Origin of the sequence: Streptomyces sp. AHU1 (genome assembly GCF_045343905.1) — a bacterium.
In the GTDB taxonomy this organism is placed as follows: Bacteria; Actinomycetota; Actinomycetes; order Streptomycetales; family Streptomycetaceae; genus Streptomyces; species Streptomyces triticiradicis.
In genome coordinates, this window is sequence record NZ_CP174283.1 from 3,542,678 (window position 1) to 3,555,702 (window position 13,025).

Below are 13,025 nucleotides of genomic sequence, written 5' to 3' on the forward strand. Positions count from 1 at the left end.
TGGAGATTCCCCCTCGGGACGGCGGCCCGCATCTTCAGGGGCCGAGCGCTGCTCCGTACGGGGGACCGCGCGCGATGCCGGACCGGGGTTCAGACGCGGTCGACGAGGTCCGCGATCGAGTCGACGATCTCCGACGGCCGGTACGGGTAGCGCTCGACCTCCTCCGGCGTGGTCAGCCCGGTCAGGACGAGGAAGGTCCGCATCCCCGCCTCCAGACCGGCCAGGACGTCGGTGTCCATGCGGTCGCCGATCATCGCGCTGGACTCGGAGTGCGCACCGATGGCGTTCAGGCCGGTCCGCATCATCAGCGGGTTCGGCTTGCCCGCGAAGTACGGCTGCTTGCCGGTGGCCTTGGTGATCAGTGCGGCGACCGCTCCGGTGGCCGGCAGCGGGCCCTCGGTGGACGGGCCGGTCTCGTCCGGGTTGGTGGCGATGAACCGGGCACCGCCCCTGATCAGCCGGACAGCCTTGGTCATGGCCTCGAAGGAGTACGTACGGGTCTCGCCGAGGACCACGTAGTCCGGCTCGTGGTCGGTCAGGACGTACCCGATGTCGTGCAGCGCGGTGGTCAGGCCCGCCTCGCCGATGACGTACGCCGTGCCGCCGGGCCGCTGGTCGTCCAGGAACTGGGCGGTGGCGAGGGCGGAGGTCCAGATGTTCTCGACCGGTACGTCCAGACCCATGCGCCTGAGCCTGGCGTGCAGGTCGCGCGCCGTGTAGATGGAGTTGTTCGTCAGGACCAGGAAGGGCTTCTCGGAGTCCCGCAGCTTCTTGACGAAGGCGTCGGCGCCGGGGATCGGCACGCCCTCGTGGATGAGGACACCGTCCATGTCGGTGAGCCACGACTCGATCGGCTTGCGCTCTGACATGTGCTGGGTCTCCTGCCGTCCTGGCGTACGTACGCACTCCAACCGGGGCCGCCGGAACGACGCTGTACCGACCCGCCCAGCCTAGTCAGGACGGCACGGTCCCGGCCGGGGTCCCCTCGCCGGGGGTCAGCGACGGCGCGGGCGCGCCCGCCGCGCCAGGGCGAACAGTCCGGCTCCGGAGGCGACGAGGACGAGCGCGAGCACGGCCAGCGCCGGGCGGTTCGGCCGGCCCGGTCCGGTGCTGGCCAGCTGGTCCGCGGACGGCGCCGCCGTACCGGTCCCGGCGGTGCCGCCCACGGTGGTCCCGCTGCCGGTACCCGTGTCCGTACGGGCCCCGGCGCTGGGACCGGGACTGGGACCGGCGCTCGCACCGGGACTCTCTCCGGAGCCGGTGCCGGTGTCCGCGGCGCTGTCCCGCTCCTCGTCCGTTCCCGTCTCCTCGCCCACCTCCTCCGGGTCCTCCCCCTCGGCCCCGCCCTCGATCCGGAAGCGGTAGGCGTTCGACTCCCCCACCCAGTCGCCGTCGTCGTCGTGCTTCTGCACGACGGCCGCGTTCGCGACGACGCTGTTCGGAGCGGCCGCGCCGGAGGCCAGGGAGAGCCGCACCCTCACCGTGAGGGTGCGGCCGGGGGCCACGGTGAACCCGGGGAAGCCGTCGTCGAACGGGCCCACGTTCTCGGCCTCGTCGCTCCGCTCGAACCTCACCGGGTGGGCCCGGTCCCCGTCGTAGAACTCCAGCCGCGCCTGTTCCGGCCGCAGTGTCCGCTTCTCGTCCACGAGGACGACGACCGGGTGGATCGCGCCGCAGGGGTGCGCCGTGGTGTTGGTGAGGTCGATGTACCAGGTCCCAGGGGCGCCGCCCGCCCGGTAGGCGTCGGGGCCTCCGTGGATGCGGGTCCTGATCGGGAAGTCGCGGGTGTCGGAGGAGACACAGGCGGGGAGGGGTGCCGACGCGTGCGCCGGGGCCGGCGTGAGCGTCGCGCACAGCGCGAGGGCGGTCGGGGCGAGGGCGGTCGGACGAGACGTACGCAGTCGCATGAGGAGCCTTTGGCCGATCGGGAGGGGGCGGGGATCGGGAGGACCGAAAGCGTCAGTCGGTACCGGGCAATGGCCCCGTGACCCTGCCACGTGCCACCCCCGTCCCCGGACCGCCACCCGTGGAGTCACCCCCGTTCGGCCCCCGTGATCCCCCCGTCCGGCGGCACCCCGGCGACCCGCCCCGACCCGGGCCGCCCCGGCGAGGAGCGCTGCGGCGCAGGCGACCGCAGTAGGAGCCGTCCCGGAACGGGGCGCACCGCGGGCTGTCCCGGCACAGGCCGCGACAGCACGGGCGGCCCGCACCGGCGCGCCCCGACCCGGCCGCCGCGATACGAGCCGCACCGGACCGAGCCACTGCGGCACCGGCCGCCCCGCCGGACACCACCGCCGTCGGAGCCGGCACGGGACAGGCCTACCGCGACACGAGTCGCCCTGGCGCGGGCCTCCGGGCACGGGAGCCGTAGCGCGGACCAGCGCCGTCCGGGTGCGTGCGGCGCGGCCCGGTGCCATCGGAAGCCGGCGCGGTCGGGGCGCGTGTCGTGGCCGGGGCGCGTGTCGTGGCCGGGCCGCTCAGCCCTCTCCGCGGCCGAACAGCGGGGCCAGCAGCAGTTGGGCCGCGCCCTCCGCCACCCCCCGTGCCCCGCCGGGAGCCACCCGGACCGGTACCGCCGCTCCGCCTCCCTCGCGCCGGGCCCGTTCCGCCAGGACGGCCCCGACCCCCTGGAGGAAGACCTCCTCGTGGGCCGCGACCGTGCGCCCGCCCAGCAGCACGAGGTCGATGTCGAGCAGCCCCACCAGGTTCGCCGCCCCGGCGCCGAGCACCCGGGCCGCCTCGGCCACGGCTCCCCGCCCCACCGCGTCCAGGCACAGCACCTCGATGCACCCGCGGTTCCCGCACTCGCACAGCGGCCCGTCCAGCTGGATGACCTGGTGCCCGAACTCCCCGGCCCCGGTACGGGCCCCCCGGTGCACGGCCCCTCCGATCACGAGCCCGGCACCGAGTCCCGTACCGAGGTGCAGGTACGCGAAGGACCCGCCGCCCGCGGAGCCGGGGCCGGGCCGGACGCCGGTCCCCACCGCGACCCCGAGCGCCGCCGCGTTGGTGTCCTTGTCCACGACCACGGGCAGCCCGAGCCGCCCGGCCAGGGCGTCCCGCAGGGCGAACCCGTCCCACTCGGGGAAACCCGTCACCCGGTGCAGCACCCCCAGGGTGTGGTCGAGGGGCCCCGGCAGCGCGACCCCCACGCCCAGCGGCGACACGCCGTCGAGCAGGGCCGTGACCTCCGCCGCCGCTCCCTCGACCACCGCGTCGGCCCCGGCCCCCAGGTCGAGCGGGGCGCGCCGCTCGGCCACCACGGCGCCGGTGAGGTCGCAGAGCACCACGGTCAGTTCGTCCCGGTCGAGGTGCAGCCCGGCCGCGTGTCCCGCCTCGGGCACGAGCCGCAGCACCGTACGGGGTTTGCCGCCCGTGGAGGCGCGGTGGCCCGCCTCGGTCGCGAGACCGTCGGCCCGCAGCCGCGCGGTGATCTTGCTGACGGCCTGCGGGGTCAGCCCGGTCCGTTCGGCGAGTTCCAGGCGGCTTATGCCGAAGGCCCCCGCCGTGCGCAGCAGATCGAGCACCAGCGCGGCGTTGTGGCTGCGCAGGGCGGGCAGGTTCACCCCGGCCGCGCCGGCACCCGCGCCGACTCCCGGCCCCCCGGGCACACCTTGGTGCGCGAAGACGCCGGAGACACCGGCCGCACCATGACGGCGGCCGGGAGCGCCGACGGTCCCGGCCTCGCCCTCGCCCCCGGGAGGACCGAAGCCCCCGGCACCGGCCCCGCCTCCGTCCACGTCCACGTCCGCGTCTGCGAAAACACCCGAGGCCCGGGGTACACCTGCGTTCCCGGGGGTTCCCCGCATCCCGGCCCCACCCGCACTGGTCCTGTTCACATCACCCATTGTCCCCCCGGCTTGCACTTTGGCAACAGCGTTGCGAAAGTAGGACCCATGACAGGCATGACTGGTACCGGTACGCCCCTTCGCGTGGGTCTCGTGGGCTACGGCCTCGCAGGCTCCGTCTTCCACGCCCCGCTGATCGCCACGACCGAGGGGCTCGCCCTCGACACCGTCGTCACCTCGAACCCGGAGCGCGCGGCGCAGGCCCGCGCCGAGTTCGGCGACGGACTCCGCGTCGTCGAGACCCCCGACGAGCTGCTGGCCCGCGCCGACGAACTCGACCTGATCGTCATCGCGTCCCCGAACAAGACCCACGTCCCGATCGCGACCGCCGCCCTGAAGGCCGGTCTCCCCGTGGTCGTGGACAAGCCCATCGCCGGCACGGCGGCGGAGGCCCGCGAGCTGGCCGCCCTGGCCGACGAGCGCGGCCTGCTGCTCTCCGTCTTCCAGAACCGCCGCTGGGACAACGACTTCCTGACCCTGCGCAAGCTGTTCGCCGACGGCGAGCTGGGCGACGTCCAGCGCTTCGAGTCCCGTTTCGAGCGCTGGCGCCCGCAGCTGAAGGGCGGCTGGCGCGAGTCCGGCGACCCGGCGGAGATCGGCGGTCTCCTCTACGACCTCGGCAGCCACCTCGTGGACCAGGCGCTCGTCCTCTTCGGCCCCGCGGTCTCGGTGTACGCGGAGTCGGACGTCCGCCGTCCGGGCGCGCTGGCCGACGACGACACGTTCATCGCGATCACGCACGAGAACGGGGTCCGCTCCCACCTCTACGTCTCCGCGACGACCGCCCAGCTCGGCCCGCGCTTCCGCGTCCTCGGCTCGCAGGCGGGCTACGTCAAGTACGGCCTCGACCCGCAGGAGGCCGACCTGCGCGACGGCAAGCGCCCCGGCGACGGCAGCGCGTGGGGCGTCGAGCCGGAGGCCCTGTGGGGCCGCGTCGGCTCCGGCGAGTCCCCGCAGACCGGTGGCGGCCGCCCCGAGCCGACGGTCGCGGGCGCGTACCCCGCGTACTACGCGGCCGTGGCCGCCGCGATCCGTGACGGCGCCCCGAACCCGGTCACCGCCCACGAGGCCGCCGCCGCCCTCGACGTCCTGGAGGCCGCCCGCCGCTCCGCCCGCGAGTCCGTGGTGGTGTCCCTGTGACCGCGCCCGCCGCACCGGAGATCGCCGACCTCGAGGAGCAGGAGCGCCGGCTGACGCTCCAGCGCTTCACCCACGACGACGCCTGGGCCCTCGGCACCCTCCTCGTCGAACTCGCCCGTGAGCGCGAGGCGCCCGTGGCCATCGACATCCGCCGCGGCGGCCAGCAGCTCTTCCACGCGGCGCTGCCGGGTTCCACCCCGGACAACGACGCCTGGATCGACCGCAAGCGGCGCGTCGTCGAGCGGTACGGCTGCTCCTCGCTGCTGGTCGGCTCGCGCTTCCGCGCCAAGGGCACGACCTTCGAGGAGTCCTCGCGCCTCGACCCCGACACGTACGCGGCCCACGGGGGCGCGTTCCCGATCACCGTGACGGGCGCGGGCGTCGTCGGCACGGTGGTGGTCTCGGGCCTGCCCCAGGTCGAGGACCACAAGATGGTGGTGGAGGCCCTGGAGAAGTTCCTCTCCACCTAGCAAAAAGTTCCCCGCGCCCCCACCAGGGGCGCGGGGAACCCCGCACGACGAGCCCCGTCAGGGGCGCAGGGAACTCCGCACGACGAGCCCCGTCAGGGGCGCGGGGAACTGCGCGACCAGCCACGACGCACCCGCAGTGGACAACGCACAGCACAGCCCCGTCAGGGGCGCGGGGAACTGCGCGACCAGCCACGACGCACCCGCGGTGGACAACACACCCCCGCCCCCGCGGCCCCCCACCGCGAACCAAGCGGAGCGCTCACGCGTCGGCGAGGACCTGCCGCTGCCTCCCCAGCCCCCCGATCTCCAGCTCGACGACGTCCCCCGCCCGCAGGAACGGCTTCGGCTCGGGCCGGCCGAGGGCCACCCCGGCGGGCGTCCCGGTGTTGATGACGTCACCGGGGTACAGCGTCATGAACCGGCTGACGTACCGGACGACCTCCGCGACCGGGAAGATCTGCTCGGCCGTCGTCCCGTCCTGCTTCAGCTCCCCGTTCACCCAGAGCCTCAGCGACAGCGCCTGCGGATCCGGGACCTCGTCCGGGGTCACCAGCCACGGGCCCAGCGGGTTGAACGTCTCGCAGTTCTTGCCCTTGTCCCAGGTGCCGCCGCGCTCGATCTGGAACTCGCGCTCGGAGACGTCGTGCGCCACCGCGTACCCGGCGACGTGCGCGAGCGCCTCCTCGTCCGACTCCAGGTAGCGGGCGGTACGGCCGATGACGACGGCCAGTTCGACCTCCCAGTCGGTCTTCACCGACCCGCGCGGCACGAGCACCGTGTCGTCCGGTCCGACCACGGTGTCCGCCGCCTTGAAGAAGATCACCGGCTCGGCGGGCGGCTCGGCCCCGGTCTCCCGGGCGTGGTCGTGGTAGTTCAGCCCGATGCACACGACCTTGCCGATCCGGGCCACGGGCGGTCCGACGCGCAGCCCCTCCGCGTCCAGCGCGGGCAGTTCACCGGCCGCCGCGGCGGACCGGATCCGGCCGAGCGCCGCCTCGTCGGCGAGCAGCGCCCCGTCGATGTCGGGGACCAGGCCCGACAGGTCCCGCAGCGTCCCTCCGGCGTCGAGCAGCGCGGGCCGCTCCGCCCCCGCCGTACCGACTCGCAGCAGCTTCACGGTCACCGTCTCCCTCGGTCGCGGGGCGTCGGCCGACGAGCGTCGGCCGACGGAGGACCGTGCGATCCTCCAAGCTCGCCGTCCAGTCCGCAAGACCCCGTTCACGGATCAGACCGGACCGGACCGGCAGGGAGGGCACGGTCAGACGAGGGCCGCGGTCGCGGACGCCGCCCCCGGCATGTCCCGGTAGAGCACCGCCCGCTCCACCGCGCTCCAGGTCGTACTGGTCACCACGTACAGCGCGGCCGCCAGCGGCACCACGGCCACGGTGATCAGCGTGAGGAAGGACATGAACGGCATGATCCTGCCGACCGAGGCGAGCGCCGCCGCGGTCGCCTGCTCGCTCTCGCTCCGGCCATCGCCCGTCACCGGCGCGGCGACGGCGGTCGTCCGCTTCGTCCGTACGTAGTTGAAGCAGGCCACGGCCGTGACGACGGCGAAGAGGGCCAGGTAGACGAGCCCGGCCAGCCCGAAGGGACCGCCGTGGCCGAGCGCGTCCGCCCACCGGCCCCCGAGCGGGGCGGCGAACAGCTTGTGATCGAGCAGGGTGTTGGCCCCGCCGCCGATCGTCGAGCTGGAGAACAGGTGGTAGAGCAGGAAGAAGGCCGGCATCTGGAGCAGGCTGGGCAGGCAGCCGGAGAGCGGCGACACCTTCTCCTCGGCGTGCAGCGCCATCAGCGCCTTCTGGAACTTCTCGCGGTCCTCGCCGTGCTCCTTCCTCAGCTCCGCGATCCGCGGCCGGAGCGCGGCCTGCGCCCGCTGTCCGCGCGCGGCCGCCCGCGACAGGGGGTGCACGAGCAGGCGTACGAGCGCGGTGAACAGGACGATCGCCGCGGCGGCGGCCGAGGCGTGGAACAGCGGCTGGAGCAGGTCGGCGAGGTGCTCGACCAGGTGCGCGAAAAGGGACATGAACGTGGACATGCGTGAGCCCTCCGGGGGTCTCGTCGTGCCGGGAGTTGCCGGGAGTACGGAATGCGGCATGACGGCCCGCGCGGGTCACCCGTGACGAAGCACCGCTCGGGGTGAGTCACCGGACGTCTCGGGGTGAGTCACCAGGGAGCGCGGAGCCGCCCGGGACGGTCACCGTCACCGGGGTGGTGGGGAAGGGGTGCCCTACGCGGTCGCCGGGAGGGCGTGTCCGGGCGCCCTGGGGCGCCGCCGCCCGCTGGCGTCGGGATCGCGTTGCGGCAGGAAGGCCGTGCGGTCCTCGCGGTCGCGGATGGCCGTACGGACCCGGGTGGGCGGCACGGCGGGCGCGCAGCGCGCCACGATGAGGGAGCAGGCGACGAAGGCCGACCCGGCCGCGGCCGTCGCGGCGAACGCGACGGTGGCGGTGAGGCTGCCCGTGTCGAGCAGCGCGACCTCGAGGAGCAGGAGCAGCAGTACGGCGGCGGGGCGGGCGTCGGCCCAGGTCCGGATCATCGGCCGCTCCTCCTCTCGTACGCGGTGCGCGTGTCCCTCCGTTCGTTATACAGGACGGTCCTCGGCCGACCGCCCGGAACCGGACGCGGCGTCCGCCACACCGTCCGGGCCGCGGCCGGCCCCCTCCGGCTCCCGCGGGTGCCCGTCGACCGGTTTCCGCGGGTCCGTGTCGAGCGGCTCCAGCAGCCGCCTCGGCGCGAGCAGGGCCCGGCTGACCGGATCCGCCGGGTCCCGGTCGAGTCCGGGGCCCGGTGTCATCTCGACGTCCGGCACGGGCACGATTATCGCGCAGCGGGGGCATTCGCCGTACGGGCCGAGTTCGGTGCCGCAGTCGGCGTGCCGGAACCAGCGCAGCCGGCTCTCGCCGAAGTGCTCGCGGCCCCACAGGCCGAGTGAGCGCAGGGTGGGCCACAGGGCGATCCCGCGGTCGGTCAGGACGTACTCGTCGCGCGGCGGCGACTCCTGGTACCGGCGCTTCTCGAGGATGCCCTCGGCGGTCAGGGCCTGGAGGCGGGCGGCGAGCACGGCACGCGGGATGCCGAGGTGCACGAGGAAGTCGTTGTAGCGCCGTACGCCGTAGAGCGCGTCGCGGACGACGAGGAGCGTCCAGCGCTCGCCGACGATCTCCAGCGCGCGGGCGATCGAGCACTCCTGCGTCGCGTAGTCCTTGCCCAGAGCCATGACTCCACTGTAGCCAGTTTCCGACACGTTGGTTCATTGACCGAACCTGGGTGGTACGGTCTACCCGTACACAAGGTTCAATGAACGAACCAACCCGTTCCGCAAGACCGGACCTCCACGGGATCGCCCTCTCCCCGGGGCCACCCCCTCCGCAGGGCCGGCCCGCACCGCCGGACCGGCCCGTCCGGCGGAAACCGACGCAGGGAAGCGAAGGCACACCATGACCCCGCTCGACCGGCCCGACACCAGGACGCAGCCCGCGCGCACGGCCGGGGTCCCCCGGACCCTTCCGGCGGCGGACGCTCCGCGGGCCACCTCGACCCTCGCCCTCACCAGTGCCGCCACCGCCGTGGCCCTGATGACCTACACGGCCCCGATGGTCACGCTCCCCGACACCGCGGCCGCCCTGCACACCTCGGTCTCCGCGCAGGCCTGGCTGCTCAACGGCACCCCGCTCGGCCTGGCCGCGCTGCTCCTGGTCGCGGGCAGCCTCGCGGACGACTACGGCCGCCGCCGGATCTTCCTGGCCGGCACCGTCGCCCTCGGCCTCACCACCGCGCTCGGCGCGCTGGCGAACTCCACCTGGCTGTTCACCCTGGCCCGCGTCGCGCAGGGAGCGGCGAGCGCGGCGATCCTCGCGAGCAGCCTCGGGCTGATCGTGCACGCCTTCCCGACCCCGCGCGGGCGGCTGCGCGCGACGGGGGTGTGGGGCGCGTTCGTCAGCGGCGGGATCGCGGCGGGCCCGCTCCTCGCGGGGGCGATAGCGGGCTGGGACTGGCGGACGGCGTACGCCGTCCTGGGCGCCGCCGCCCTGGTCGTCGCCCTCCTCGGCACCCGCGCCCTGGCCGAGTCCCGCGCACCGCGCGGCGGCCGGCCCGACCTCGCGGGGGCGCTGACCTTCGGTCTCGCGCTGGTGTCGCTGGTGGCCGCGCTGACGCTCGGCCGCGACGGCTGGCTGCGCGCGCCGGTGGGCCTGCTGCTGGCCGCGTTCCTCGTCCTGATGGCCGTGTTCGTCGCCGTCGAACGCCGCAGCGGGACGCCCATGATCGACCTCGGTCTGCTCCGGCACCGCCGCTTCCTCGCCTCGTCGGCGGGCGGGCTCTTCACGGGCCTCGCGGTGATCGGCCTGTTCAGCTTCCTGCCGGCGCTGCTCCAGCGGGCGCTCGGAATGTCCGCCATGGACACCGCGTGGCTGTTCCTGCTGTGGTCCGGCCTCTCCTTCACGGTCGCCCTCCAGGCCCGCCGCCTCGCCGGCCGGGTCTCGCACCGCCATCAGCTCGCCCTCGGTTTCGCGCTGCACGCGGCCGGTGTCCTGACGATGCTCGGCGCGATCGGCTCCGGCTCCTGGGTCCGCCTGCTCCCGGGCTTCGTGCTCTCCGGGGTGGGCAGCGGCCTGCTCAACGCCGCGCTGCCGCTGCTGGCCGTCGAGTCCGTGCCCGCGACCCGCGCGGCGATGGGCTCGGGCGCCCAGCAGACGTTCCGCTACATCGGGTCGTGCGCCGGGGTCGCCCTCACGATCGCCCTGGTCACCTCCACCGGCGGAGCGGCGCACGGCGCGGACGTCGCGATGGCCGTCTCGGCGGGGCTGGCCGCACTGGCCGCGGCGAGCGTCCTGGTCCTGCGGGACCGGGCGTGACCTGACCGTCGGAGCCCGCGTCCGTCACCGGGGCCGCACGGAGGCGAGCTTCCCCCACACCGCCATGCGGTACCGGGAGGTGTACTCGGGGGTGCACGTGGTGAGCGTGATGTAGTACCCCGGTTCGCCGTACCCGTACGACGGCCGGACGGTACTGCGCGGCACCGGGCGGATCACCCCGACGTCCCGCGCGGAGGTCCGCGGAAGGATCCGGTCGACGGTGTACGTGTACACGGCGTCCCTCGTCTCGACGGTGACCGTGTCACCGCGCCGGAGCCTCGGGAGGTACCGGAAGGGCTCGCCGTGCGTGTTCCGGTGCCCGGCGAGCGCGAAGTTCCCCGCCTGGCCCGGCTGTTGGGTGCCCTTGTAGTGACCGGCGTACCCCTTGTTCAGGACGTCCGCCTTGCTCACCCCCTCCGCGACCGGCACCCGCAGGGAGAGCCGCGGGATGACGAGGACGGCGTAGGCCTGGGACCGGCGGGGCCGCTCCTGGGCACCACCGCCACCACTCCCTGATCCGGACGGGGAGTTCCGCCCCGCCGTCCGCCCGGTCCCGTCCTTCCCGCCCCCGCCGCTCCCGGCCGCCGCACCGGCACCGGACTCCGCGCCACCACCGTTCCCGGCACTCCCCGTGGCCGGGGTCCCCCACTCCCGCTCCAGCGCCTGCACCTTGCGCTCGGCGCCGTGCCGCGCCTGCCGGTTGGTCCACCACAGCTGGTGCGCGACCAGGAGGAGCAGCACCACCCCGACGGTGACGAACACCTCGGCGCCGCTCAGGAGCACGCGCCGGTACGCGGCCCGCCGTCGCCGCGTGCCGTGGTGAACGACTCCCGGAGCCCGCATCCGTACCCCCCCTTCGCCGGGCGCACGATAGGCGCGGCCCCGCCAACTCTCCAGCCCCGCGCGGCCGCCGCACCTCCCAAGGCTTCCTCCACCGGTTCGAGAAAGGGCTGTCACATCCCTCGACAACCTCAGGCGCCACACCCGATGCTTCCTGATGGCATCACCGGAACGGGCGGACGCCGACGGGAACGCCCCGGCGACCGCGTTCGAGGTCGAGTCGAGTCGAGTCGACAGAGACGGCCGACTCCACGGCAGACACTGCGAGTCGATCCGAGACGGACGGAGAGACCGGCCATGATCCGACGCAGAACGCTTCTGGCCGCCGCGGGCGGTACGGCCCTCGGCGGCGCCCTGGCGACGGGCACGGCCCGCGCCGACGCGACGATCGCCGTCAACCCGGCCACCACGTACGGGAGATGGGAGGGCTGGGGCACCTCACTCGCCTGGTGGGCCAACGTCTTCGGCGCCCGCGACGACTTCGCCGACCTCTTCTTCACCACCAGGTCGACCACGTACGACGGCGCTTCACGCCCGGGCCTCGGACTGACCATCGCCCGCTACAACCTCGGCGCGTGCAGCTGGAACAGCGTCGGCGGCGAGACCATGACCGTCTCCGCCAACATCCCCTCCTTCAAGCAGATCGAGGGGTACTGGCAGGACTGGAACAACGAGGACCCGACGTCCTCGGCCTGGAAGTGGACGGCGGACGCGACCCAGCGCGCCGCCCTCACCAGGGCGACGGCACGCGGCGCGACGAGCGAACTGTTCGCCAACTCCCCCATGTGGTGGATGTGTCTGAACCACAGCCCCTCGGGCGCGTCCGGCGGCGGCAACAACCTCCAGTCCTGGAACCACCGCCAGCACGCCTCCCACCTCGCGGCGGTCGCCCTCCGCGCGAAGACGGACTGGGGCGTGGACTTCGCGACCGTGGAGGCGTTCAACGAGCCCTCCTCCGGCTGGTGGACGTCCACCGGCACCCAGGAGGGCTGCCACATGGACGCCTCCGTCCAGTCGGCCGTACTCCCCTATCTGCGCAGCGAGTTGGACAAACGGGGCCTGACAGCCACCAGGATCTCCGCGTCCGACGAGACGAGCTACGACCTGGCCCGCACGACATGGGGCTCCTTCAGCTCGACGACCAAGGCCCTGGTCGACCGGGTCAACGTGCACGGCTATCAGGGCTCGGGCGGCCGCCGGGACCTCCTCTACACGGACGCCGTGACGACCTCCGGCAAGGCGCTCTGGAACTCGGAGTACGGCGACGGGGACGGCACCGGCCTCACCCTGGCGAGCAACCTCCTCCTCGACTTCCGCTGGCTGCACCCGACCGCCTGGGTGTACTGGCAGGTGATGGACCCGACCGCGGGCTGGGGCATGATCAAGTACGACGCGAGCACCCTGACGGCCGGCGCGGTCGAGACGAAGCTCTACGTGATGGCCCAGTTCAGCCGCCACATCCGCCCGGGGATGACGATCGTGGGCACGGGTGTCGATTACGCGGTGGCGGCGTACGACGCGACGGCGAAGCGCCTGGTGATCGTCGCGGCCAACAAGGCCACGTCCGCCCAGACCTTGACCTTCGACCTCTCCCGCTTCACCGCGGTCTCCGGCGGCACGGGCGGCCTGGTCCCCCGCTGGAACACCCTGACGTCCGGCGGTGGCGACCTCTACGCCTCCCACTCGGACACCTACCTGAGCGGCAAGTCCCTGGCGGTGCCGTTCGCGGCCGGGGCGGTGCAGACGCTGCAGGTGGACGGGGTGGTGCTGTGAGCCGGGGTCGAGGGGCACGGGAGGGGGCCCTCGGGGACTCCCGTGTCTCTGGCCAGCAGGTCTCTCTCCTTGACGGCCCGGCGGCAGTACGGTGTCCC

General features: G+C 74.0%; 11 protein-coding genes and 1 pseudogene. 4 read left to right on the plus strand and 8 right to left on the minus strand.

What is annotated here, in order from left to right:
• Positions 1-89: 89 nt before the first annotated feature.
• The 3 genes from ACICHK_RS15925 to ACICHK_RS15935 all read right to left on the minus strand — a co-directional run bounded on the left by ACICHK_RS15925 (position 90) and on the right by ACICHK_RS15935 (position 3,611).
• Complete coding sequence (locus ACICHK_RS15925) at positions 90-869, minus strand: HAD-IIA family hydrolase (RefSeq protein ID WP_406837428.1); 780 nt, start codon at positions 867-869, stop codon at positions 90-92.
• Between the two features lie 126 nt (positions 870-995).
• Positions 996-1,907: a hypothetical protein gene (locus ACICHK_RS15930; RefSeq protein WP_406837429.1), complete on the minus strand. Its 912-nt coding sequence runs from the start codon at positions 1,905-1,907 to the stop codon at positions 996-998.
• A gap of 570 nt (positions 1,908-2,477) precedes the next feature.
• Positions 2,478-3,611: an ROK family protein gene (locus ACICHK_RS15935; RefSeq protein WP_406841235.1), complete on the minus strand. Its 1,134-nt coding sequence runs from the start codon at positions 3,609-3,611 to the stop codon at positions 2,478-2,480.
• A gap of 285 nt (positions 3,612-3,896) precedes the next feature.
• On the opposite strand from ACICHK_RS15935, the gene ACICHK_RS15940 reads away from it, so the two are divergent.
• Positions 3,897-4,988: a Gfo/Idh/MocA family oxidoreductase gene (locus ACICHK_RS15940; protein ID WP_151470863.1), complete on the plus strand. Its 1,092-nt coding sequence runs from the start codon at positions 3,897-3,899 to the stop codon at positions 4,986-4,988.
• On the plus strand, positions 4,985-5,458 hold the full coding sequence (locus ACICHK_RS15945) for a heme-degrading domain-containing protein (RefSeq protein WP_406837430.1): 474 nt from the start codon (positions 4,985-4,987) through the stop codon (positions 5,456-5,458). The genes ACICHK_RS15940 and ACICHK_RS15945 overlap by 4 nt, the downstream gene beginning before the upstream one ends.
• A 259-nt stretch (positions 5,459-5,717) precedes the next feature.
• Here the strand turns inward: ACICHK_RS15945 and ACICHK_RS15950 are convergent, their stop codons facing one another.
• From ACICHK_RS15950 to ACICHK_RS15965, 4 genes and pseudogenes are all read right to left on the minus strand, one after another.
• Positions 5,718-6,575, minus strand: a complete 858-nt coding sequence (locus ACICHK_RS15950) for a fumarylacetoacetate hydrolase family protein (protein WP_406837431.1) — start codon at positions 6,573-6,575, stop codon at positions 5,718-5,720.
• A gap of 141 nt (positions 6,576-6,716) precedes the next feature.
• Positions 6,717-7,496 (minus strand): YidC/Oxa1 family membrane protein insertase, encoded by a 780-nt coding sequence (locus tag ACICHK_RS15955; RefSeq protein WP_406837432.1) that lies wholly within the window; start codon positions 7,494-7,496, stop codon positions 6,717-6,719.
• 192 nt (positions 7,497-7,688) lie between these two features.
• Positions 7,689-7,997, minus strand: a complete 309-nt coding sequence (locus ACICHK_RS15960; RefSeq protein ID WP_151470866.1) for a DUF6412 domain-containing protein — start codon at positions 7,995-7,997, stop codon at positions 7,689-7,691.
• A 162-nt stretch (positions 7,998-8,159) separates the two neighbouring features.
• Positions 8,160-8,678 (minus strand): annotated as a pseudogene (locus tag ACICHK_RS15965) (winged helix-turn-helix transcriptional regulator); the annotation flags it as partial.
• A 220-nt stretch (positions 8,679-8,898) separates the two neighbouring features.
• Here ACICHK_RS15965 and ACICHK_RS15970 point away from each other — a divergent pair.
• A complete protein-coding gene (locus tag ACICHK_RS15970; RefSeq protein ID WP_406837433.1) occupies positions 8,899-10,314 on the plus strand; it encodes an MFS transporter in 1,416 nt (471 codons plus the stop codon).
• Between the two features lie 24 nt (positions 10,315-10,338).
• On the opposite strand, the gene ACICHK_RS15975 is transcribed toward ACICHK_RS15970, so the two are convergent.
• Positions 10,339-11,157 carry a class E sortase gene (locus tag ACICHK_RS15975; RefSeq protein WP_406837434.1) on the minus strand — a complete coding sequence of 273 codons (819 nt, stop codon included), beginning with the start codon at positions 11,155-11,157 and terminating at the stop codon, positions 10,339-10,341.
• 294 nt (positions 11,158-11,451) lie between these two features.
• Here ACICHK_RS15975 and ACICHK_RS15980 point away from each other — a divergent pair, with 294 nt between their 5' ends.
• Positions 11,452-12,927 (plus strand): beta-1,6-galactanase, encoded by a 1,476-nt coding sequence (locus ACICHK_RS15980; RefSeq protein ID WP_406837435.1) that lies wholly within the window; start codon positions 11,452-11,454, stop codon positions 12,925-12,927.
• The last annotated feature ends 98 nt before the right edge of the window (positions 12,928-13,025 follow it).

Bases quoted from the DNA above. Each gene is read 5' to 3' on its own strand.
- ACICHK_RS15960 (WP_151470866.1), bottom strand. From the start codon at position 7,997: ATGATCCGGACCTGGGCCGACGCCCGCCCCGCCGCCGTACTGCTGCTC.
- ACICHK_RS15925 (WP_406837428.1), bottom strand. From the start codon at position 869: ATGTCAGAGCGCAAGCCGATCGAGTCGTGGCTCACCGACATGGACGGT.
- ACICHK_RS15940 (WP_151470863.1), top strand. From the start codon at position 3,897: ATGACAGGCATGACTGGTACCGGTACGCCCCTTCGCGTGGGTCTCGTG.
- ACICHK_RS15930 (WP_406837429.1), bottom strand. From the start codon at position 1,907: ATGCGACTGCGTACGTCTCGTCCGACCGCCCTCGCCCCGACCGCCCTC.
- ACICHK_RS15955 (WP_406837432.1), bottom strand. From the start codon at position 7,496: ATGTCCACGTTCATGTCCCTTTTCGCGCACCTGGTCGAGCACCTCGCC.
- ACICHK_RS15975 (WP_406837434.1), bottom strand. From the start codon at position 11,157: ATGCGGGCTCCGGGAGTCGTTCACCACGGCACGCGGCGACGGCGGGCC.
- ACICHK_RS15980 (WP_406837435.1), top strand. From the start codon at position 11,452: ATGATCCGACGCAGAACGCTTCTGGCCGCCGCGGGCGGTACGGCCCTC.
- ACICHK_RS15970 (WP_406837433.1), top strand. From the start codon at position 8,899: ATGACCCCGCTCGACCGGCCCGACACCAGGACGCAGCCCGCGCGCACG.